The following is a 20,617-nucleotide window of genomic DNA, read 5'->3' as shown; positions in this document are numbered from 1 at the left end:
ACCCATTAAATACGCGATCGTTATTTGATTTTAAAAATGGTAGTGTATTTTTCATTGTAGTCATTAATACATTATTTAAGCTTATAGATGACTCACTATTAAATAATGAAATCAACTCTGCTAGTTGATTTTCAGGATGAGCTATATCTTTTTGTTTAAACCACACATCAACAATATCTGTTTTTTTCCATCAATCCAAGTTACCTCTGATATTAATTTATGTTGATTACTATTTCCATCCACATAATCAGAAAATGAATAATTTAAGCTTATTGATGAAATACCGGCCTTACTCAAACCTAATAATTCTTCAGACTGCGTTTTACCATCACTGTTTTTATCTCGCCATAACTTAAGATATTCCCAGTAAAAATCATCATTACTAACAAATCCATCATTATTGCTATCAAAATCCATTAAGCCATCAAAGCCATTTAATGCAAAACAACCATTTTCTTTCAGATAATCACCCCCAAATAACTCACTAGAATCATTAATAATTCCATCACTATTTTTATCCATCACCAATAATGCATCACTGGGAGAAACCCATCCGGTTTTTTTTAGCTCTCCATTAAATTTAAATAGCACACCAAAATCATATGATAAAGTTTCCACTCCATTATTATTTAAGTCAATAATTAAAGGTGTTTTATAGTCCTTTGCTATTTCCTTTATTTTCTTTAAGTTTTTCTTCGGTGTTCCTGCTAATTTAATACCATTGACACCAGACTTCTCAAGAAACTCACTCACGAAGTCAATACAATTATTTGATATCAAGTTATAATTTTCATTACCATCCGAATTATTTTTGATTGAATTATATGTCTTAAATAAATTATTTAAATCATTATCAAACACAGGTCCTTGTCCCACAATTGTCAAAGATGATGCTTCTGAATACTTATTATGATCATCGAATGAAATATTATCCGTATTGGTCAAAAAACTATTACCAGCACTAAAACCTATAGATACGCTTTCAAATTGGTTACTTTCCGGATTTATGCCTTTAAGGCCAATAAATATATGACCAAAAGAAGAATCCCCTATATTTGTATTATCACCTACAACATCTATATATTGGCTATCTGGCGGAGAAACAAATATAGTAAAGCTAGGTCCTCCATAGCTAGAGAAACCATTATCATCTAATTCAAACAATCGACTATCACCTTCATTTACGCTTTGTAAATAATGTTCTGGTATATATTCTTTAACATCCATACATCCCTCCTTTTATCTCTATTAATTTCTCATATAGTTATCTATATCATTGAGATATTTTTTACATTTTTCGCTACCATTTTTAGCACCAATATCTGCATAATATCTAGATTTATCAATATTTTTTATATTTCCATCATCATCAAAAAGAGTAATTTCAACTAAGTAATCACAGACTAATACAGAATCTCTCCCTCCTTTTTTTATTATTTCATCTAGAATTAGATTTGCTTTATTTTCATTTTCATTCAATACAACCCCTTTATGATAAAGTTTACTCATTTCAAATAACGCCATATTATTATCAGGATTTATATTAACTGATTCAATTAAGTAATTAACAGCTTTTTTGCAGATGAAATTAGGTATCGACGGTTTAAAATCAAAATACTTGCAATTAGAATCCTTAAGGAATAATTTAAATAATAATAAATTACTATTTGAATCTCCTGATGCAGCCTTTTCAACTAACAAAAAGAAATCTTTTTCATTTCTTGGTGGTGGGTACTCATCACTAATAGATGGTTCATATATTAAATACTTACTATCATAATTAAATGATAACATCCTATATGATGGCATAATGATATCTCTTTTAAAATCATTAGCTTTACACTCTAAAAAGGCTAAGCCAAGTATAAAAATCATCAATTTCATATTATTCTCATTTAAATAAAATCAATCATTAGAAGAAAATAAATTTATTTTTACATATAAAAAAGTATTGTAAATAACCTAAAAGAGTAGTTTTAACCTTAATTAAAAACAAAAAAATCCAGCCATTTATTTAATAGCTGGACCCATTAATTTTTTGAGGAATTATTTAAATTACAACTCCAACGCCAATAATTCCTCTATCGTTTGGCGACGGCGAATCAATTGTGGTTTGCCATTCACAAACATCACTTCGGGTAATAATGGGCGGCTATTGTAGTTTGAAGACATGGATGCACCATAAGCGCCAGTGTCATGAAAAACCAGAAAATCGCCAACTTTCACCTCGGGTAAAGCGCGGGTTACCACTAAACCGCCCTCTAACTGGGTAAATACATCTCCTGATTCACACAGAGGGCCAGCGACAATAGTGTCTTTTAGTTGAGCCCCATCAACATTACGTCCATCCGTGGGTAATACTGAAATATGGTGATAGCTGCCATACATCGCTGGGCGCATTAGGTCATTAAAACCACTGTCTACAAGCACATAGTGGCGGCTACCCATATCTTTAACGGCTCGCACTTCAGCTAACAATACGCCTGATTCCGCAACCAAATATCGGCCAGGTTCTATTTCAAGTTCAATTTTGTGCCCTAAGTGTTGTTCGATACGTTGGCGAGCGTTATCCCATAAGCTGTAATAATGCTGCACATCGATTAATTCATCACCTTCACGATAAGGGGTTGATAACCCACCACCTGCTGAAATGGCATGAAGGTCAACCCCTGCGGTTGTGACTAGCGCCACCATAGAATCACACACATCGGCAAGATGTTGATAGTCAACCCCAGAACCAATATGCATATGAATACCAACCAATGACAAATTGTAATGGCGAATTTTTTCTAACGCTAAAGATAAGTCTTCATGCCAAATACCGTGCTTACTATTTTCGCCGCCAGTATTAGTTTTTTGGCTATGACCGTGACCAAAACCAGGGTTGATACGCAGCCAAACAGGATGGCCAGCTTTTTGCTCGCCAATTTGTTCAAGCATATCAATCGAGCCTGCATTCACAGGGATATCTAACTCAGTCACTTTCGCTAATGTCGCCCTATCGAGCACATCTGCTGTAAAGACGATTTCTGAGTTTTCACGCCCGGGCTGGAATCCTGCCACCAGCGCACGTTCAATTTCCCCTAAGGAAACGGAATCGACTTTAACGCCTTGTTGTTTCATTAAGCGAAGGATATGAATATTCGAGCACGCTTTTTGTGCAAAGCGCACGGTATCAAAAACTTGTAATTGCTTGATACGCTCAATGATCACCGCGCTATCATAAACCCAAACAGGGCTACCATACTGCTCAGGTAATGCGCGTAAATACTCAGGGGTTAAATATTGGCTTGTTGTCGTTGCGAATGAAGTCATTGTCTTTCTCGTTTGCAAGTTTTTATTATATTAAAAGCTATTATTCAAAGAATAATACGGGAAAAAAAATATCTATTTTGCTAAAATCTATTCATATTTGATATAGACTTTATTTAAGGACTTTTTATGCAAGCCATTTCATGGCGGCACATCGAAATATTCCGTGCGGTGATGACCACCCCCAACCTGACGGAAGCCGCTGCGCTGCTGAACACTTCACAACCCACTATCAGCCGTGAACTTGCTCGCTTAGAATACCTTTTACAGTTTAAGTTATTCGATAGAGTCAAAGGGCGGTTACAACCTACTGCACAAGGTTTACGGTTTCTTGAAGAGGTTGAACGCTCCTATTATGGTTTAGAACGCATTAAAAATTCAGCGGAAACCATCCGGCGTTTCGAACATGCGCAAATATCGATAACCTGTCTACCTGCTTTCGCCCAATCTTTATTACCTCAGGTTTGCCAATCGTTTATGGAAAATTACCCTGATGTCAGCATCACGGTGATCCCACAAGAGTCCCCTGTATTAGAGGAATGGTTGTCAGCCCAACGTTACGATTTCGGCTTAACAGAGCATCTACAAATGCCACCAGGAACTGAACAACAAACACTAGGAAGTTTAAATGAAGTGTGTGTCTTACCGGCGAGCCACCCTTTAACCCAAAAAGAAGTGTTAACACCCAGCGATTTTCAAGGCCAACGTTTTATTAGCCTGTCATTAACTGACAGCTACCGTCAGTTGATTGACTCAACCTTTGCGGAACACCACGTCGAACGAAAAATGGTCATGGAAACGCATTCGGCATCATCCATTTGCGCTATGGCACTAAAAGGGATTGGAGTTTCTATTGTTAACCCGTTAACTGCATTAGATTTCCATCAACAATCAGCTGGGAAGTTAGCTCTACGCCCACTCAGTTTTTCGATTCCTTTTACTGTTAGTTTAATAAGGCCAATTCACCGCCCTTCATCACAATTGACCAATATTTTTACTCAACATTTAGAGGATAACTTTAATCAAATAAAAACTCAGCTAACTTCCGCGCTGTTGCATCAATAACTGCCAATGAGGTGAAGTTTCAAACCAATTAGCGAGATAATCAATCACCACCCTCAGGGCGGTTGGCATTTTTTGGCGGCTAGTATACACAGCGTAAATACCTAGTGGCATTGGAGTATATTCAGGTAATAACTGAACTAACTCACCCGAAGCCAAATGATTAGCAACTGAATAATAAGGTTGCATAGAGATACCCGCCCCCTGCAATGCTGCTTCAGCGAGAAATACGGATTCGTTAGCACTTAAGCGCCCATCAACTAACACTCTATGCTGCATGCCTGCTTTTTCAAATACCCATAAGCTACGACCAAAAAAATTGTAGGTTAAGCAATCAAGCAAAACTAAATCCTCTGGCTTTTCAGGCTGTTTTTTTCCTTTTAAAAAGTCAGGTGAAGCACAAATGACAGAATGGCAAGTTGACAAGGATTTTGCGATTAAACTCGGTTCCAATTGATTCGTGATACGGATTGCCAAATCAATTCGTTCTTCTATCAAATTTACCGATTTATTCGATATTTGCATATCAATAGCCATATTCGGGTAGAGCTTCATAAACTCAGAAATAGCCACAGAAAGCGCACTTTGGGCGATTGATTGTGAACAACTAATACGCACTAAACCAGATAATGCTTTTGCATCAAGCTCTTGCTGCACAGGCACCATTTGGGAAATAGCATTAAGTTGCAAAGATTGTTGATATACCCCTTCCCCTGCTGAAGTTAGACTTAATTTCCGTGTGGTGCGATTTAATAAACGTACTCCCGCCCATTGCTCCATTTCTGACAAATAGCGTGTCACCATCGCTCTAGACATATCCAGTTTTTCTGCGGCTCCACTTAGGCTGCCTTGTTCAACGATAGTAATAAATACCTCAGCCGCTTTTAATCTATCCATACCATTCTCATTTGACCGAATTATGCAACAAACAACACCTAATTATGGGGTTTTTCATCTCATCATTGCAATTTAGTATACACGACATGCAAAACAAACTTTTCTGTATAACTTCATTTTAGGATACAACATGAAATTGACCTTATTAGCGGCAACCGCGCTATTTGCCACAACGATAAATCTGGCCCAAGCTGAAACACTCACACTAGATGTTTATAACCCTGGAAATAACAGCGTATTTCCAGTTTCCTCTGAAATAATTAGCGGTTCAAGTGAAGTGGTGTTGATTGATGCACAATTTCAAAAAAATGATGCACAACAATTGGTTGATAAGATTAAAAAACTCAATAAAAAATTAACTACGATTTACATTAGCCATTCTGACCCAGACTACTATTTTGGGCTAGATACCCTAACAAACGCCTTCCCAGAGGCTAAAGTGATCGCAACAGCAAACACAGTTGAAGCCATTAAAGCCACTAAAGATGGCAAGCTGGCTTACTGGGGCGGTGTATTAAAAGATGAAGCCCCTGCCCATGTTATCGTCCCTGAAGTGATTAAAGGAGACTACTTCACCGTTGATGGCGAAAAACTTGAAATTAAAGGCCTTGATGGCGTGTCACCAGATAGAACTTATCTCTGGGTTCCATCATTAAAAGCCGTTGTGGGTGGCGTTATTGTTTCTGACAATATTCATGTTTGGGTAGCGGATACCCAAACAGAAGAGTCACGCAAAAATTGGCTGCAAACATTAAAAGACATCAAAGCTCTGAACCCAGCAACCGTTGTTCCCGGCCACTTTACGGGGGCGTCTAAATTAGATGTAACGACGGTTTCTTTCACTCAAAAATATTTACAGGACTTTGAAAGTGCATATAAAACAAGTAAAAACTCAGGTGAGCTCATCCAAAAAGTTGCAGCGAAGTATCCACAATTAGATGATAAATCAAGCTTAGAACTTAGTGCAAAAGTCATTAAAGGCGAAATGAAATGGCCTCAGTAATTAAGTAATATTCACTATTTCAGCCAGTTGCGCGGTATGTCCCGTATCTACACACTGAATGACTTACCTAAAACAATTTGGCTGATTTAACTAGATGACAGTGGTATTAATCTTTTGATGATAATGATACAACTTAATTCAAATTACTTAAAAATAGCAAATAAAGAGAACGATTATGAGTAACATCACCCTACACTATATTTATGACCCTTATTGCGGCTGGTGCTATGCCGCTGCGCCTTTAGTCGAAATTGCCAAGCAACACCCAAGTATCAACATTGAAATGCATGGTGGAGGCATGCTAGCAGGTGACGCTCGTCTACATTTAGATGATAATTTTCGCCAATATATTCTGCAATCCGATAAGCGCATTGCATCAATGACAGGGCAAGTGTTTGGCGATGACTATATAAAAATGCTACACGAACCTAATTTGGTTATGGACTCAACACCACCGCAAACCGCTATATTAGCGGCAACCAAGCAAGGCAAAGGCTTTGAAATGCTTAAAGCCATTCAAAAAGCACACTATATTTCAGGACGCCATATTAAAGATACCGCGGTACTTCTTGAGCTCGCCAAAGAAATTGGCCTCGATGTAACCCAGTATGTGTCCGACTACAGTGAGTGTGAGCAACATGAAACTGCGGCCCACATTGGAACAAGTAAGGCTCTGTTAGCGCAGTCAGGTGCATCCGGTTTTCCAACACTGTTAATACAACAACAGGATAGATGGTTGCGTGTTCCATTACAAAATTACCTCGGTGAGCCGAGTAAATGGCAGCAGTTTTTAGACTCTCTAGTAACAGCAGCGTCTTAACAACTACAACTCCGATTTTTACTCACCCCTTTCATGCATGCACGTATGGTTGTCTTTTAATTTAATATTCAATTATTGATAAATACAACCATATGCTAGCACTAATAATTAGCGCAGGGCCAAATGGGATCGTCTTCGTTTTTTTAGCTATTTTTGCCCCAGATAGTATCTCAGGGTAGGCCTGATTCGCCTGTTGCTTCTTTTGATATATTTTAGGCAATAACCCATAGATTACCCAATATTGTAATAGCCCTACCCCTGCGGCAGTCCCCAGAAAGTAAGGAAGCTGCCAAACCCCAAGCCAGGCAGAACAAGCGGCAACGAGTTTAAAATCCCCCCTCCCCATTTGTGGCTGAGACGTTTGTTTTTCAACCAATGTCACCACCATAAGCATTACTAAGTAACTGATCAGCACCGCGTAAATAGCTGAAACCACATTCCCATTTGGCAAATGAATTTGATATAACAGCCCCAACCATAATAATGGGTATGTAAGAATATCAGGGAGATAACCTATTTTATTATCAATGATGAATAATGGAATTATCAAATTAATATATAGTGTCAAAAATAAAACCATATATAAACCATCAGATGTCCAATATATTATAAAAATTAATACGCCATATATTAGAAGTAGAATAGTATTTTTAATAAAAATTTTTGATTTATCAAAAAAAACAACTGGTAAATAAACAAGCAGCTTTTTAGTCGAGAAAAAAGAGATTAATAACATAATCAAAGCAGAAAAAATACAAACAAAATCAAACGGATTTGTAAATTTTCCATTTTGGCATGATAATATAAACTGCTCAGACGGTGAAATAATAGATATAGCTGATGATATAAAAATACAAATTAGTTCCCTCATATTAACTCCTTATTCCTTTATGGAGATAAAAATAAATATACTGTGAATTTTCGATGCTCCCAACACTTTAATTCCGTTGAGTGGAGTCGGTTTATTCGAATATCATGATCTCCTAGTTTGCTTTCATCACTGTTTAAGATATCGCTTATGGCACAGACATACTATAAAAGGTCAGTATTTCGTTATAAACTAGGTAGTAGCGCTTGAGTTTAACAATTCAACCCCCATATTCATCAAAGTTATATTATTTATTAACCCAGTTTGTACTAAGGAAAAGCTATGCGCATTCCACGCATTTATCACCCAGAGCCTCTTCAAATAAATACAACAATTTCTCTTGGTGATGATGCCGCAAACCATGTCGGCCGGGTGCTACGCATGACTGCTGGCCAAAAACTCGAACTTTTTGATGGCAGCAATCAGACCTTTAGTGCTGAAATTACTGAAGCAACTAAAAAAAACGTATTCGTACACATTGAAAATAGCCAAATTGATGATAGAGAATCCCCGCTCGATTTGCACCTAGGGCAAGTCATGTCTCGTGGGGAAAAAATGGAATTTACCATCCAGAAATCTGTCGAACTCGGAGTTAATACAATAACACCTTTATTATCAGAACGTTGTGGTGTTCGCTTAGATGGCGAACGACTCGAAAAAAAATTACTACAATGGCAAAAAATTGCAATTGCAGCCTGTGAACAATGCGGCCGCAACCGAATTCCAGAAATTCGCCCAGTGCAAACCCTTGAAGCCTGGTGCACCGAGAATGACGGTGCGTTTAAAGTCAATTTACACCCACGGGCGACAGAAAGTATTAATACGCTACCCACTGAACTAAAGAAAGTACGATTGTTGATTGGCCCTGAAGGTGGCTTGTCAGCAGACGAAATTGCCATGACAGCAAACTATCAATTTACCGATATACTGTTAGGGCCTCGAGTATTACGAACAGAAACGACTGCGCTAACCGCTATCACAGCACTGCAAGTGCGCTTAGGTGATCTGGGGTAAGGAGAAAAAATGATCAAGCTCGGTATAGTGATGGATCCTATTTCATCCATCAAAATCAAGAAAGACACCAGTTTTGCAATGATGTTGGAAGCTCAGCGTCGTGGTTATGAAATCCATTATATGGAAATGAATGACCTGTATTTACACCAAGGTGAAGCTCGCGCACAAACAAAAATCGTGACGGTCGAAGAAAACCCTGAAAAATGGTATGAATTTCATGGCGAACAAGATATCGCCCTAAGTTCACTTGATGCCATTTTAATGCGTAAAGACCCGCCTTTTGACACTGAATTTATCTATGCGACTTATATTTTAGAAAGAGCGGAACAAGCCGGCACCCTAATTGTGAATAAGCCGCAAAGCCTACGCGACTGTAATGAGAAATTGTTTACGGCTTGGTTTGCTGAATTAACACCGGACACATTAGTCACTCGCAGCCCACAAAAATTGAGAGAATTTCACCAAAAACATGGCGATGTCATTTTTAAACCACTCGATGGTATGGGCGGCGCTTCGATTTTCCGCCTCAAACAAGATGACCCAAATGTGGGTGTGATTATTGAAACGCTAACAGAACATAGCTCCCGCTACTGCATGGCACAAAACTTCCTGCCAGCAATTAAAGATGGTGATAAACGTGTCTTAGTTGTTGATGGTGAACCCGTTCCGTATTGTTTAGCACGAATTCCAGCTCAAGGCGAAACCCGAGGTAACCTTGCTGCGGGTGGCCGTGGGGAAGCGCGTCCATTAAGTGAAAGTGACTGGGCCATTGCGCGTGCTGTCGCGCCAACATTAAAAGAAAAAGGCTTAATTTTTGTTGGTCTTGATATCATCGGTGACCGTTTAACTGAAATTAACGTGACCAGCCCAACGTGTGCACGGGAAATTGAAGCCGCATTTGATATCTCCATTACCGGTATGTTAATGGATGCCATTGAACGCCGTCTCAATAAATAATTTATAGCAGTGGTTTATCTTTACTGATGATTTTTATTTTTTTCACACAATATATTGTTTTAACAAGATATATTGTTTTCAAACGGTAAAAGTCATCAGTTTTATTTACCACCTTATAGTTTTGCCTTTTATTGTGTTCTATCAATTGTTTTTAAATTTGCTGGAGTCTAAGTTTGAATCTGCAAAACCATTTTCTTATCGCCATGCCATCCTTAACAGACCCTTATTTTGAACAGTCGGTCGTTTATGTGTGTGAGCACAATGAAAAAGGGGCGATGGGGATCGTGATTAACAAACCTATTGATGACTTTTCTGTCGATACGATGCTCAAAAAACTCGAAATTACGATTTCAGATAAAATTGATAACCGTAATTTAAAAAAGCCCGTCATTGCGGGGGGCCCTGTTGCAGAAGAACATGGGTTTATCTTACACACACCAATTAAAGGCTTTTTATCTAGCCTGCATTTAAATGATGACGTTATGGTGACGACGTCAAAAGATATCTTAGAGACTTTAGGAAGTGAGCACTCGCCTACCAACTCATTAGTGGCGCTAGGTTATGCAAGCTGGGAGCCAGGCCAACTTGAGCGTGAAATTATGGAAAATAGCTGGCTAACCGTTGAAGCTTCTCCTCAGCTTATTTTTGACACACCCATTCATGAACGCTGGAGTGCCGCGGCTAAATTAATTGGTGTTGATATTCATACAATTTCAATGCAAGCGGGGCATGCTTAATGTCTGGAAGAACATTGTTAGCCTTTGATTTTGGAACCAAAAGTATCGGTGTAGCGGTTGGGCAAGAAATTACAGGTACTGCACGACCACTAACCTCACTAAAAGCCAGTGACGGCCGTCCTGATTGGCAACAAATCGAAAAGTTACTTAAAGAATGGCAACCTCAGTTGGTTATTGTCGGCCTTCCCCTTAATATGGATGGTACCGAGCAACTTGTTACAAGCCAAGCCCGTAATTTTGCAAATCGGATTCATGGCCGTTTTGGTGTTAAAGTCGAATTACATGATGAACGTCTTTCCACGGTTGAAGCAAAAGCAGGCCTTTTTGAACAAGGCGGTTATCGAGCACTAAGCAAAGGCAAAGTTGATTCAGCCTCTGCCGTGGTGATCCTTGAAAGCTGGTTTGAACAACAGATGTAATTATTGCGTATTTTGCGTGGTTATTTTTAGCTTAATCTCACGCCATGGTGCCGTTCTGATGTAATTTGCTTTACACTATGGTCAACAGCCGCTATTCATGTATGACATGAATAAAATAGTATTGAATAAACCATATTGAATAAAATAATGACCATTCAAAATAATATCTCTGATGTCACCGCGCGTATTGAGCATGCTGCCGCAGAGTGCCAGCGCTCACCACAGGACATTACGCTACTCGCGGTAAGTAAAACAAAACCTTGTGAAGCTATTTCAGAAGCCATTGAGGCAGGTCAGCGCCAATTTGGTGAGAATTATGTTCAAGAAGGTGTTGAGAAAATTCAATATTTTTCGCATAGAAATGACCTTATTTGGCATTTTATTGGCCCATTACAGTCAAATAAAAGCCGCCTTGTCGCTGAACATTTTGACTGGTTTCATACTTTAGACAGAGCGAAAATTGCTCAGCGCTTAAATGACCAACGTCCTAGTGAAAAAGCCCCTCTCAATGTGCTAATTCAAATTAATATCAGCGATGAAAACAGTAAATCGGGTATAACACTAGCAGAAGTCGCAGAACTTGCTGCACAGGTCGCTACTATGCCAAACCTAGTGTTACGCGGCCTGATGACGATCCCTGCGCCTGAAACGGATTATGAACGCCAGTGTGCCGTGTTTCATCAGATGAATGAGGCATTTGAACAATTAAAAACCACTTATCCCACGGTTGACACTCTTTCAATGGGGATGACTGACGATATGCGTGCAGCAATCCATTGCGGTTCAACACTTGTTCGCATAGGAACCGCTATTTTTGGCGCGCGCCAATATCACCAATAAATAGGAGAACAGAATGCAACATCGTAAAATTGCCTTCATCGGCGCCGGAAATATGGCTCACGCCATCATTGCTGGGCTGGTTAACCATGGTTACCCTGCATCGATGATCACGGTGTGTTCTCCGACACCTGTGCGTCGAGATAAACTGGCTGAACAATATGGCATTATCAGCAGTCATGATAACTTAGCCGCTGTCAAAGCTGCGGATGTGATTGTCCTTGCCGTTAAGCCGCAAATGATGAAAGAAGTATGTGAACCACTACAAAATGCGGCTGATTTTGAGCAAAAATTAGTCCTAACCATTGCGGCTGGGATCCCAGCAGAACGTTATAACGACTATTTCGCTCATTCGCTGAATTTAGTGCGCATCATGCCAAACACGCCATCATTGGTAGGGAAAGGCGTTAGTGGGCTATTTGCTCAAGGGAAAGTTTCAGAGCAAGACAAACAATTTGCACAAGAACTGATGCAAAGTGTCGGCTCAACGATTTGGTGCCAACAAGAACAAGAAATCAATAACATTATTGCTATTACTGGTAGCTCTCCTGCCTATTTCTTTCTATTTATGGAATCAATGCAGCAAAAAGCAGAGCAACTCGGTTATGATAAACAACAAGCTAGAGAGCTCGTTCTTCATGCGATTGAGGGGGCTGTAGAACTTGCTAAGTCACAAAATGACACGGCTTTTTCGACTCTACGTGAACAAGTCACCTCTAAAGGCGGTACCACCGCGATGGCTTTAGAGCAATTTTATAATGGAAATCTTCCGCAGATTGTTGCCGATGCAATGCAAAGCACAATAAATAGAGCGGAAGAAATGGAAAAACTTTTTTAAATTAATCGCGGAACTCACCATGCAGACCTTAGTATTCGTCGTTACTACCCTGATTCAACTGTATATTTTTGTATTACTGCTGCGCGTATGGATGCAGTGGGTGCGTGCAGATTTTTACAATCCCTTTTCGAAATTTGTTGTCAAAGCAACACAGCCTATCGTCGCACCATTGCGCCGAGTCATTCCTTCTTTTGGCGCAATAGATACCGCTTCAGTGGTTGTGGCATTTATTTTAGCCATTGCAGCTATTATTTTTGGTATGTGGGCGACTAACTTGCTCCCTATTTTAGGCATAAGTATTTTACCTATGGGGCTGATTTTATTATTAACCTATACCGGTAAATTGATTTTTTGGATGATTTTAATCCGTGCAATTTTAAGCTGGGTCAGCCAAGGCCGTAATCCTGTAGACTATTTATTATACCAATTAACAGAACCTTTAATGGCGCCAATTCGTCGTATTATCCCTGCTATGGGCGGGTTAGATTTCTCCGCAATGATTGTAATGTTTATTTTAATCGCGCTGAATTATCTGCGTGTTGATATCTCACTGATGATTGACCCATCATTGACTGCAATGATGTATTCCATTGGTATTATGTAAAAACGAGTTTTAAATAATGCAAAAAGTTGTTTTAGCCACCGGTAACCCCGGGAAAGTGAATGAGTTAGCTGACCTACTACGTGACTTTGGGATGGATATCGTCGCACAAACCTCATTAGGTGTTGAATCTGCAGAAGAAACAGGCTTAACCTTTATTGAAAATGCGATCTTAAAAGCACGCCATGCAGCAGCACAAACCGGGTTACCCGCAATTGCTGATGATTCAGGAATTTCTGTTGATGCACTCGGTGGCGCACCTGGCATTTACTCTGCACGTTATGCAGGGGAAGATGCGACCGATGAGCAAAACCTGATAAAATTACTTGAAGCAATGAAAAATGTGCCTGACGACCAACGTCAGGCTCAATTCAACTGCGTTCTGGTCTATTTACGCCATGCAGAAGACCCAACGCCGTTGGTTTTTCATGGTCGCTGGCACGGTGTCATAACTCATGAACGCAAAGGCCAAGGTGGCTTCGGTTATGACCCTATATTTTATGTTCCTGAATTAGGTTGCACCTCAGCAGAGTTAACAAAAGCAGAAAAACAAGCCGTTTCACATCGTGGAAGAGCCCTCACAATGATGTTGGATGCGCTGAAGAATGCTTAAATTACCCCCGCTGAGCCTGTATATCCATATCCCCTGGTGTGTGCAAAAATGCCCTTATTGTGACTTCAACTCGCACACACTTAAGGGGGAAATTCCTCAGCAAGAATATGTGGCACACTTGTTGGCCGATTTAGACATTGATGCAAAATTAGTTGCAGGGCGTTCGGTAAAAACCATTTTTATTGGGGGTGGAACGCCCAGTTTATTAAGTGCTGAGTCAATGCAAGCATTAATGGATGGCGTACGTCAGAGAGTTGATTTAGACCCTCACGCAGAAGTCACCATGGAAGCAAACCCCGGCACTATTGAGGCTGGCCGTTTTGCAGGTTACCAAGCAGCAGGAATCAACCGTATTTCTATTGGTGTACAAAGTTTCGGTAATGACAAATTAATCACTTTAGGGCGTATTCATGGCGCTGATGAAGCGAAACGCGCCGCTCAGTTGGCCACTAATCTTAATTTAAGAAGCTTTAACCTCGATTTAATGCATGGGTTACCTGCGCAAACTCAAATTGAAGGTTTATCTGACCTGCGCCAAGCCATTGAACTTGCACCTCCGCACCTGTCTTGGTACCAATTAACCATTGAACCCAACACTCAGTTTGGCTCACGTCCTCCGGTATTACCCGATGACGATACACTATGGGATATTTACACCGAAGGCCATAAATTATTGAGCGCGGCAGGTTATCAGCAATATGAAACATCCGCCTATGCTAAACCCGGTTACCAATGCCAACACAATCTCAATTACTGGCGCTTTGGTGACTATTTAGGCATCGGTTGTGGTGCTCATGGAAAAATTTCTTTTGAAGATGGTCAAATTTTACGAACCGTAAAAACAAAACACCCTCGAGGTTATATGGAGGGGCGTTATATGCACCAATCCTATGATGTTGATGCCTCCGATAGGCCATTTGAATATTTCATGAACCGCTTTCGTCTGCTTGAAGCTATGCCTCGCGCTGAATTTACCCAATATACAGGGTTACCAGAATCAACAGTTAGAGCGGCTATTGATGAAGCCTTAGCGAAAAGCTATATCACAGAAACTGTGGATGAATGGCAGATCACTGAGCATGGAAAATTGTTTCTCAATTCCCTATTAGAGTTATTTTTAGGTGAAGAGTAGCGGTTATTCGATCTATTTATAATATCATTTCACTTATAAATCAGATGAAAGCCCACTTTATTTGACGTGGGCTTTTGTTTAGAGATAAAAATGAAATAGACAAGAATAACAATTGAGGTAATACATATTGCCACCATCAATAAGACAGTGGCAGATATCTGTTATAGAGCATTCACCACCGCATTAACTTGTTCAGTTAAGCTAACTAAACCACCACCTGACAAATACCATAAGTCAGATTGCAGGTAAGTAATTTTGCCGTCTTTATAAGCTTTGGTTTCTTGAATATTGCTGTCTTCAAATACCGTTTTATCCAGTTTACCTGCACCAATCGCTTCGCTACGGTCAACAATCAGGATCACGTCTGGATTCGCTTGAGCAATAGTTTTGGTATCCACTACACGACGTTTTGCTTTATCTGCACTTTCATCAACAGGTAGGTCAGCGCGTTGCGCTTTCACAACGTTGTAAACAACAGCTTGGCTGTTTGGAATTAATTTGCCGTCATTATGCATCAGCACTAACACTTTTTTATTAGAATCAGCCGCTTTCTTCTGGGCGTCTGCGATGACTTTATCTAATTGAACCAACTGCTCATCAACCGCTTTTTGGTTACCATAGAGCTCACCAATCACACCAATGTTGGCTTTTACAGAATCAATATAGTGCTTGCTATCAGAGCCTAAATTGATGGTGGGTGCAATTTTTGATAACTCATCATAAGACTTACCTTGACGACCCGTGATCACAATAAGGTCAGGTTTTAATTGCGCGATTTTGGCTAAATCAGGTTGTTTCATTCCACCTGCATTTTCCATTGATGCAGGAATGCTGCCTTTTATATAAGCGGGAGCATTGCCAGTTGGTAGCGCAACAACCTTGTCACCTAAGCCGAGTTTTTGCATTGAGTCATAAACACCGAAATCAAACAGAACCACTTTTTGTGGTTTTTTCACGACTTCAGTTTCACCTGATAGGTGTTTGATCGTCACTTTTTCAACACCTTGTGCTATCACCGCATTTGGCGTGAAAGTGGTAGATTCAGCGCTGAGAGCGAAAGGCGCAGAGAATGACAACACAGAAACAAGGAGAGCAGGAATGAACTTTTTCATTTAAATGATCCCAATTTAGTCATTAAGCCAAACCCGCATTGTAAAGTGAGCAGCTTAGATGTCAATCAAATAAGAATCAATTTCATTTTCATTCCCATTAATGGAATTAATATCACACAAATTGATGATAGAGATAAAATAAAAAAACAGTAATGTACAAAAAATACATTACTGCTCATAAGGTTATTGTGATTTTAGTGCTATCAGCTACTTTTGATTGAATTAAGTAATGAGACGCGTTGTTGCTCTATTGAGGTTACTTTAGAACAAACTTGTTGGCCAAATTGCTGGAAGCTTTTCTCTTGTTTTTTCCATTCAGATTCGAGCTCTTGTTGTAACCCGCCTAAGTTCCCTAACATACCTTGTAGCGCTTTATTAGCATCACCACCCGATAATAATTGCTTGCGCCCCATTTCGTTGATGCTGTCTTGTAAAATGCCCCCCAAGCTTTCATTAACTAGCTCGCGTCCTTTCGCTTCAACAGTTTTCATGGCTTCATGGTGAAATACATAACCATTAGGGCGAGTCTCAATAATTTGATTGATTTGCCCATTAAGCTCTTTTTCTAGTTTTGTTAACCGGTTACGGATATTGCTATCGCTACCAACCACTTTAACGACAACTTTGTCTATCGTTTCCCTTGAAGTTGATAATTTTTTTTCTGATTCTTGTTTTATCCAAGGTAAATCCTGACGGATAGAGGCTTGGTAACGAATAGCTTGCTGCTTTTGGGCCTCTGTTGCAGCAACATTTTTACCGTTAAGCGTGATATCACCATTTGGCGTAATTTTTAAATCGCCACTTGCACCAATAACTTGCACACTTCCAGGTGTCATAACGATGTCATCCTTTGGTGTTACAGAACAGTTATAATCTGCAGCTTGGCTCGTCGCACAAGCAAGGAGTGAAAATGCAATTAATGTACGGCGTAACATAAAATCTCCTAGTAGAGCATTAATTAAAAAACAGAACGCCCAATTCGTTTCGATAATAACTCTAAAGCCGCACAGCCGACTAAAGAGTTCCCCGCCGAGTCTAGCTCAGGTGACCAAACCGCTACGGTAAATTGGTTTGGAACCACACAAACAATACCGCCACCAACACCAGACTTGCCGGGCATTCCTATCCGAAATGCAAACTCACCAGAACCGTCATACATACCACAAGTCATCATTAATGCGTTGATTTGCCTTGATTGTAGTGGCGTGATGATGGGGTCAATGGAGCAAGATGACATCCCTTGCGATGTTAAATAGGAAAAACACCTCGCTAATTCAACACAGTTCATACTTAGAGAGCAATAATGAAAATAAGTTTCGAGAACCGTTAAAACATCATTTTCAAAATTCCCAAAAGATTTCATAAGATAAGCAATAGCTGCATTACGACTGGCGTGTTCCAATTCTGAACGAGCGACAACCGTGTCATAACTGATATCCGGTTCACAGGACAACTTTCGGACAAACTCTAGCATGCGCTGTTTAGGTGCGCTTAGGCGTGATTGCAACATATCAGCAATAACAATGGCTCCCGCATTGATAAACGGGTTTCGAGGTATCCCCTTTTCCATTTCAATTTGAATTAACGAATTAAAGGGTAGCCCTGAGGGTTCTTTACCTACGCGGCTCCAGATTTCCTCTTCCTCATAACGTGTCATTGCAAGCGTGAGGCTTAATACTTTTGAAATAGATTGAATTGAAAAACGTTGATATGCGTCCCCTGCGGTGAAAATATCACCGTCAATCGTGGATACCGCAATGCCTAAATGGTGGGAAGGTACGCAACCTAAAGCAGGAATATAATTTGCAACACAACCTTGCCCAATCAGTGGGCGAACTTGGTCTAGGATATCGTTGAGTAGCTGGTTAGAAAACATGGCGCTCAAAACGTTGACTCCAGATAGTATTTGCAACAGAAAATAAAGGCACCCAATTTTTGGATGCCTCTTCAAACGACTGAAAGCTCAGTTTATTTATTGAGATTGACTCAATAAAATTATTCTTCCCACCAAACATCAAACAGCTCAGAAACGACGACGTCATTCATGCCTTTTGATTTTAGCCAATTTTCAACAATTTGACGGTGCTCTTCGGTACATTTGCCAATTTTTTGTAAGCAAACGATCCCTTCCCAGTTCATATAGCCACTTGCTTCAAACGCCAAACCATTCGGTTCAATCGCTTCTGCAATCAGTTGGTCAACGGTGCTGTCAACTTCCTCAATCGGCGTACCTTCTTTAAAGCTCCACTTAACAGTAAAGCCTAACTCTTGGAACTCATCCAAGCGTAATTTTTTACGTAAACGACGACTACGTGGTTGTTTAGCCATTATTTGATCCTCTCAAACATTAAATCCCATACACCGTGCCCTAACCGCTGGCCGCGCTTTTCAAATTTTGTTTCTGGTCTTGTTTCTGGACGAGGAACGTAATCACCTGATGGTGATAAGTTTTTATACCCTTCGACACTCGTCATCACTTCAAGCATATGCTCTGCATAAGGCTGCCAATCTGTTGCCATATGGAAAACACCGCCGATAGCTAGTTTGCTACGAATTTTTTCTGCAAACGGAACTTGCACAATACGGCGCTTATTATGTTTCGCTTTATGCCATGGGTCAGGGAAAAATAACTGAACCATCGCAAGGCTGCCGTTTGGGATCATGCAGTCTAAAACTTCTATTGCATCATGGCACATCACCCGTAAATTGGTGACGTTTTCTTCTTTTGCTGATGCTAAACATGCGCCAACACCGGGAGCATGAACTTCAATACCTAAAAAGTTTTTATCTGCATTCTGAGATGCCATGGTCACCAATGAGGCGCCCATCCCAAACCCAATTTCCAAGGTAACTGGATTTAAGTTATTGAATACTTTGACAAAATCAAAAGGTTCATTGATAAAATCGATGCCTTTTTCTGCCCATTCTTTTTCTAATGCGTCTTCCTGACGTTTTGTCAGACGCCCTTGACGGCGGACAAAACTACGGACTCGGCGCATAACCCGCCCATCTTCATTATATTCGGGGGAGATAACATTATTGATCATAATAAAGGTTCTAAAATGAGTGCCCAATTAAGTTAATGTGCCAACAATCAAGTTTATAAGGTGATTGGTTACCAAACCTATCAATTTACAGCCCTAAATGCCCAAGTTGTAGTGATTAACTTTACCCTTGAGGCATGATGGATATCGGAGTTTAGCAAAACTTCCACAAGGATGCAGTTGATAATTCGCTAACTTTACACTAAACAACACAATAGCGGTTTACAGCCCCCTTCGTCTATGTTGCAATTCCTACCATGACTGGAAATATCAATAAAAAATAAAATTATTAATGGAAGCTCAACAATTTTCATCTGCAGTACTTAACTGGTATCACAAATATGGTCGTAAGACGTTGCCATGGCAACAGGAAAAATCGTCTTACCATGTTTGGTTATCAGAAGTTATGCTGCAACAAACCCAAGTGAGTACTGTAATCCCTTATTTTGAGAAGTTTATCTCTCGCTTTGAGGATGTGACCGCCCTTGCCAACGCTCCTCTTGATGAAGTTTTGCACTTATGGACAGGGCTCGGCTATTACGCCCGGGCTAGAAATCTCCATAAAACCGCTCAAGTGATCGCGACTCAATATGATGGCTCATTTCCCACTACATTTGATGAGGTTTTAGCGCTGCCCGGGGTTGGCCGGTCCACTGCTGGGGCAATTTTATCATTATCGCAAAAACAGCATTACCCTATCCTCGATGGTAATGTTAAACGCGTATTAGCTCGAGCTTATGCGGTTGATGGCTGGCCGGGTAAAAAAGAAGTCGAAAACCGTTTGTGGGAAATCAGCACTGATGTCACCCCACAAGTGGGAGTTGAATTTTTTAACCAAGCGATGATGGATTTAGGCGCAATGGTCTGCACTCGCAGTAAACCAAAATGCGAACTATGCCCGCTTAATTTTGGCTGTATGGCCTATGCTAATCATTCATGGCAAAACTACCCAGGTAAAAAACCCAAACAGAAAATCCCTGAAAAGAGTGCTTGGTTTCTAATTATTCAGCACGACGATGATGTGTGGTTAGAACAACGCCCACCATCCGGTATTTGGGGGGGGTTATTTGCCTTTCCACAGTTTGATTCTTTAGAGCAACTCAATGATTGGCTGAACGAATCTGGCTTTGAGTATACTCAATTAGAGCAATTAATTTCTTTCCGTCACACATTTAGCCATTTTCATTTAGATATTATCCCTGTAAAAGTTAAGATTCAGGCATTTAATTCTGCCATGGATGAAGGCAAAGGACTCTGGTATAACTTACACTTAGGCGCAACTATCGGCCTTGCTGCCCCAGTTGAAAGTTTACTAAAACAGCTCGCCTTACTACCTGATATTTGAGGAAAA

23 protein-coding genes are annotated in these 20,617 nt (G+C 40.1%); 13 read left to right on the top strand and 10 right to left on the bottom strand.

Annotation, left to right across the window (positions count from 1 at the left end; genetic code table 11):
* Positions 1 to 141: 141 nt before the first annotated feature.
* The 3 genes from PZ638_RS04320 to lysA form a co-directional block, all read right to left on the bottom strand.
* On the bottom strand, positions 142 to 1,227 hold the full coding sequence (locus PZ638_RS04320) for a hypothetical protein (RefSeq protein WP_272674216.1): 1,086 nt from the start codon (positions 1,225 to 1,227) through the stop codon (positions 142 to 144).
* Between the two features lie 21 nt (positions 1,228 to 1,248).
* The gene (locus PZ638_RS04315; protein WP_228677140.1) at positions 1,249 to 1,884 is read right to left on the bottom strand and encodes a sel1 repeat family protein; all 636 of its coding nucleotides are present in this window, start codon (positions 1,882 to 1,884) and stop codon (positions 1,249 to 1,251) included.
* A 171-nt stretch (positions 1,885 to 2,055) separates the two neighbouring features.
* A complete protein-coding gene (gene lysA / locus PZ638_RS04310) occupies positions 2,056 to 3,315 on the bottom strand; it encodes a diaminopimelate decarboxylase (protein ID WP_004264731.1) in 1,260 nt (419 codons plus the stop codon).
* Positions 3,316 to 3,441: 126 nt separating this feature from the next.
* Here lysA and PZ638_RS04305 point away from each other — a divergent pair, with 126 nt between their 5' ends.
* On the top strand, positions 3,442 to 4,377 hold the full coding sequence (locus PZ638_RS04305) for a LysR family transcriptional regulator (RefSeq protein ID WP_094962044.1): 936 nt from the start codon (positions 3,442 to 3,444) through the stop codon (positions 4,375 to 4,377).
* Here the strand turns inward: PZ638_RS04305 and PZ638_RS04300 are convergent.
* The gene (locus PZ638_RS04300; RefSeq protein ID WP_206277922.1) at positions 4,351 to 5,271 is read right to left on the bottom strand and encodes a LysR family transcriptional regulator; all 921 of its coding nucleotides are present in this window, start codon (positions 5,269 to 5,271) and stop codon (positions 4,351 to 4,353) included. The genes PZ638_RS04305 and PZ638_RS04300 overlap by 27 nt on opposite strands.
* A 130-nt stretch (positions 5,272 to 5,401) precedes the next feature.
* On the opposite strand from PZ638_RS04300, the gene PZ638_RS04295 reads away from it, so the two are divergent.
* Positions 5,402 to 6,274: an MBL fold metallo-hydrolase gene (locus PZ638_RS04295; protein WP_094962046.1), complete on the top strand. Its 873-nt coding sequence runs from the start codon at positions 5,402 to 5,404 to the stop codon at positions 6,272 to 6,274.
* 175 nt (positions 6,275 to 6,449) lie between these two features.
* Entirely contained in the window at positions 6,450 to 7,094 is a 645-nt protein-coding gene (locus PZ638_RS04290; RefSeq protein ID WP_004264718.1) for a DsbA family protein, read from the top strand.
* 61 nt (positions 7,095 to 7,155) lie between these two features.
* Here the strand turns inward: PZ638_RS04290 and PZ638_RS04285 are convergent, their stop codons facing one another.
* Positions 7,156 to 7,965, bottom strand: a complete 810-nt coding sequence (locus PZ638_RS04285) for a prepilin peptidase (protein WP_094962047.1) — start codon at positions 7,963 to 7,965, stop codon at positions 7,156 to 7,158.
* 279 nt (positions 7,966 to 8,244) lie between these two features.
* Between PZ638_RS04285 and rsmE the strand changes: the two genes are divergently transcribed.
* The 9 genes from rsmE to hemW all read left to right on the top strand — a co-directional run bounded on the left by rsmE (position 8,245) and on the right by hemW (position 15,110).
* On the top strand, positions 8,245 to 8,976 hold the full coding sequence (gene rsmE / locus PZ638_RS04280; RefSeq protein WP_004264709.1) for a 16S rRNA (uracil(1498)-N(3))-methyltransferase: 732 nt from the start codon (positions 8,245 to 8,247) through the stop codon (positions 8,974 to 8,976).
* 9 nt (positions 8,977 to 8,985) lie between these two features.
* Positions 8,986 to 9,933, top strand: a complete 948-nt coding sequence (gshB, locus tag PZ638_RS04275) for a glutathione synthase (protein WP_004264707.1) — start codon at positions 8,986 to 8,988, stop codon at positions 9,931 to 9,933.
* Between the two features lie 173 nt (positions 9,934 to 10,106).
* Entirely contained in the window at positions 10,107 to 10,670 is a 564-nt protein-coding gene (locus PZ638_RS04270) for a YqgE/AlgH family protein (protein WP_094962048.1), read from the top strand.
* Positions 10,670 to 11,089 carry a Holliday junction resolvase RuvX gene (ruvX, locus tag PZ638_RS04265; protein WP_004264697.1) on the top strand — a complete coding sequence of 140 codons (420 nt, stop codon included), beginning with the start codon at positions 10,670 to 10,672 and terminating at the stop codon, positions 11,087 to 11,089. Before PZ638_RS04270 ends, ruvX begins: the two co-directional genes overlap by 1 nt.
* A gap of 147 nt (positions 11,090 to 11,236) precedes the next feature.
* Positions 11,237 to 11,929 (top strand): YggS family pyridoxal phosphate-dependent enzyme, encoded by a 693-nt coding sequence (locus PZ638_RS04260; protein WP_094962049.1) that lies wholly within the window; start codon positions 11,237 to 11,239, stop codon positions 11,927 to 11,929.
* Between the two features lie 13 nt (positions 11,930 to 11,942).
* Complete coding sequence (gene proC / locus PZ638_RS04255; protein ID WP_206277728.1) at positions 11,943 to 12,764, top strand: pyrroline-5-carboxylate reductase; 822 nt, start codon at positions 11,943 to 11,945, stop codon at positions 12,762 to 12,764.
* Positions 12,765 to 12,783: 19 nt separating this feature from the next.
* A complete protein-coding gene (locus PZ638_RS04250; protein WP_094962050.1) occupies positions 12,784 to 13,368 on the top strand; it encodes a YggT family protein in 585 nt (194 codons plus the stop codon).
* A gap of 16 nt (positions 13,369 to 13,384) precedes the next feature.
* Positions 13,385 to 13,978, top strand: coding sequence for an XTP/dITP diphosphatase (locus PZ638_RS04245; RefSeq protein WP_094962051.1), 594 nt, complete (start codon positions 13,385 to 13,387; stop codon positions 13,976 to 13,978).
* Positions 13,971 to 15,110, top strand: coding sequence for a radical SAM family heme chaperone HemW (gene hemW, locus PZ638_RS04240; protein WP_206277727.1), 1,140 nt, complete (start codon positions 13,971 to 13,973; stop codon positions 15,108 to 15,110). Before PZ638_RS04245 ends, hemW begins: the two co-directional genes overlap by 8 nt.
* Before the next feature lie 161 nt (positions 15,111 to 15,271).
* Here hemW and PZ638_RS04235 read toward each other — a convergent pair whose 3' ends face one another.
* The 5 genes from PZ638_RS04235 to trmB form a co-directional block, all read right to left on the bottom strand.
* Entirely contained in the window at positions 15,272 to 16,222 is a 951-nt protein-coding gene (locus PZ638_RS04235) for a siderophore ABC transporter substrate-binding protein (RefSeq protein WP_110592327.1), read from the bottom strand.
* Between the two features lie 203 nt (positions 16,223 to 16,425).
* Positions 16,426 to 17,157 (bottom strand): YggN family protein, encoded by a 732-nt coding sequence (locus PZ638_RS04230; RefSeq protein WP_094962053.1) that lies wholly within the window; start codon positions 17,155 to 17,157, stop codon positions 16,426 to 16,428.
* Positions 17,158 to 17,180: 23 nt separating this feature from the next.
* Positions 17,181 to 18,107, bottom strand: coding sequence for a glutaminase B (glsB, locus tag PZ638_RS04225; RefSeq protein ID WP_094962054.1), 927 nt, complete (start codon positions 18,105 to 18,107; stop codon positions 17,181 to 17,183).
* A 110-nt stretch (positions 18,108 to 18,217) separates the two neighbouring features.
* Positions 18,218 to 18,550, bottom strand: a complete 333-nt coding sequence (locus PZ638_RS04220) for a YggL family protein (RefSeq protein WP_004264672.1) — start codon at positions 18,548 to 18,550, stop codon at positions 18,218 to 18,220.
* On the bottom strand, positions 18,550 to 19,269 hold the full coding sequence (gene trmB / locus PZ638_RS04215) for a tRNA (guanosine(46)-N7)-methyltransferase TrmB (RefSeq protein WP_206277726.1): 720 nt from the start codon (positions 19,267 to 19,269) through the stop codon (positions 18,550 to 18,552). Before trmB ends, PZ638_RS04220 begins: the two co-directional genes overlap by 1 nt.
* A gap of 289 nt (positions 19,270 to 19,558) precedes the next feature.
* On the opposite strand from trmB, the gene mutY reads away from it, so the two are divergent.
* Entirely contained in the window at positions 19,559 to 20,611 is a 1,053-nt protein-coding gene (gene mutY / locus PZ638_RS04210) for an A/G-specific adenine glycosylase (protein WP_144141308.1), read from the top strand.
* Positions 20,612 to 20,617: the final 6 nt, after the last annotated feature.

The sequence above is a fragment of the Providencia hangzhouensis genome (assembly GCF_029193595.2).
Lineage (GTDB): Bacteria > Pseudomonadota > Gammaproteobacteria > Enterobacterales > Enterobacteriaceae > Providencia > Providencia hangzhouensis.
Note: the sequence above shows the minus strand (reverse complement) of the source record. Positions and strands in the feature narration are given on the sequence as shown.

Bases quoted from the DNA above. Each gene is read 5' to 3' on its own strand.
- ruvX (WP_004264697.1), top strand. From the start codon at position 10,670: ATGTCTGGAAGAACATTGTTAGCCTTTGATTTTGGAACCAAAAGTATC.
- PZ638_RS04220 (WP_004264672.1), bottom strand. From the start codon at position 18,550: ATGGCTAAACAACCACGTAGTCGTCGTTTACGTAAAAAATTACGCTTG.
- PZ638_RS04295 (WP_094962046.1), top strand. From the start codon at position 5,402: ATGAAATTGACCTTATTAGCGGCAACCGCGCTATTTGCCACAACGATA.
- trmB (WP_206277726.1), bottom strand. From the start codon at position 19,269: ATGATCAATAATGTTATCTCCCCCGAATATAATGAAGATGGGCGGGTT.
- rsmE (WP_004264709.1), top strand. From the start codon at position 8,245: ATGCGCATTCCACGCATTTATCACCCAGAGCCTCTTCAAATAAATACA.
- PZ638_RS04250 (WP_094962050.1), top strand. From the start codon at position 12,784: ATGCAGACCTTAGTATTCGTCGTTACTACCCTGATTCAACTGTATATT.
- proC (WP_206277728.1), top strand. From the start codon at position 11,943: ATGCAACATCGTAAAATTGCCTTCATCGGCGCCGGAAATATGGCTCAC.
- hemW (WP_206277727.1), top strand. From the start codon at position 13,971: ATGCTTAAATTACCCCCGCTGAGCCTGTATATCCATATCCCCTGGTGT.
- PZ638_RS04285 (WP_094962047.1), bottom strand. From the start codon at position 7,965: ATGAGGGAACTAATTTGTATTTTTATATCATCAGCTATATCTATTATT.
- PZ638_RS04290 (WP_004264718.1), top strand. From the start codon at position 6,450: ATGAGTAACATCACCCTACACTATATTTATGACCCTTATTGCGGCTGG.
- PZ638_RS04305 (WP_094962044.1), top strand. From the start codon at position 3,442: ATGCAAGCCATTTCATGGCGGCACATCGAAATATTCCGTGCGGTGATG.
- gshB (WP_004264707.1), top strand. From the start codon at position 8,986: ATGATCAAGCTCGGTATAGTGATGGATCCTATTTCATCCATCAAAATC.
- PZ638_RS04320 (WP_272674216.1), bottom strand. From the start codon at position 1,227: ATGGATGTTAAAGAATATATACCAGAACATTATTTACAAAGCGTAAAT.
- PZ638_RS04315 (WP_228677140.1), bottom strand. From the start codon at position 1,884: ATGAAATTGATGATTTTTATACTTGGCTTAGCCTTTTTAGAGTGTAAA.
- lysA (WP_004264731.1), bottom strand. From the start codon at position 3,315: ATGACTTCATTCGCAACGACAACAAGCCAATATTTAACCCCTGAGTAT.
- PZ638_RS04245 (WP_094962051.1), top strand. From the start codon at position 13,385: ATGCAAAAAGTTGTTTTAGCCACCGGTAACCCCGGGAAAGTGAATGAG.
- PZ638_RS04235 (WP_110592327.1), bottom strand. From the start codon at position 16,222: ATGAAAAAGTTCATTCCTGCTCTCCTTGTTTCTGTGTTGTCATTCTCT.
- PZ638_RS04300 (WP_206277922.1), bottom strand. From the start codon at position 5,271: ATGGATAGATTAAAAGCGGCTGAGGTATTTATTACTATCGTTGAACAA.
- PZ638_RS04230 (WP_094962053.1), bottom strand. From the start codon at position 17,157: ATGTTACGCCGTACATTAATTGCATTTTCACTCCTTGCTTGTGCGACG.
- PZ638_RS04260 (WP_094962049.1), top strand. From the start codon at position 11,237: ATGACCATTCAAAATAATATCTCTGATGTCACCGCGCGTATTGAGCAT.
- mutY (WP_144141308.1), top strand. From the start codon at position 19,559: ATGGAAGCTCAACAATTTTCATCTGCAGTACTTAACTGGTATCACAAA.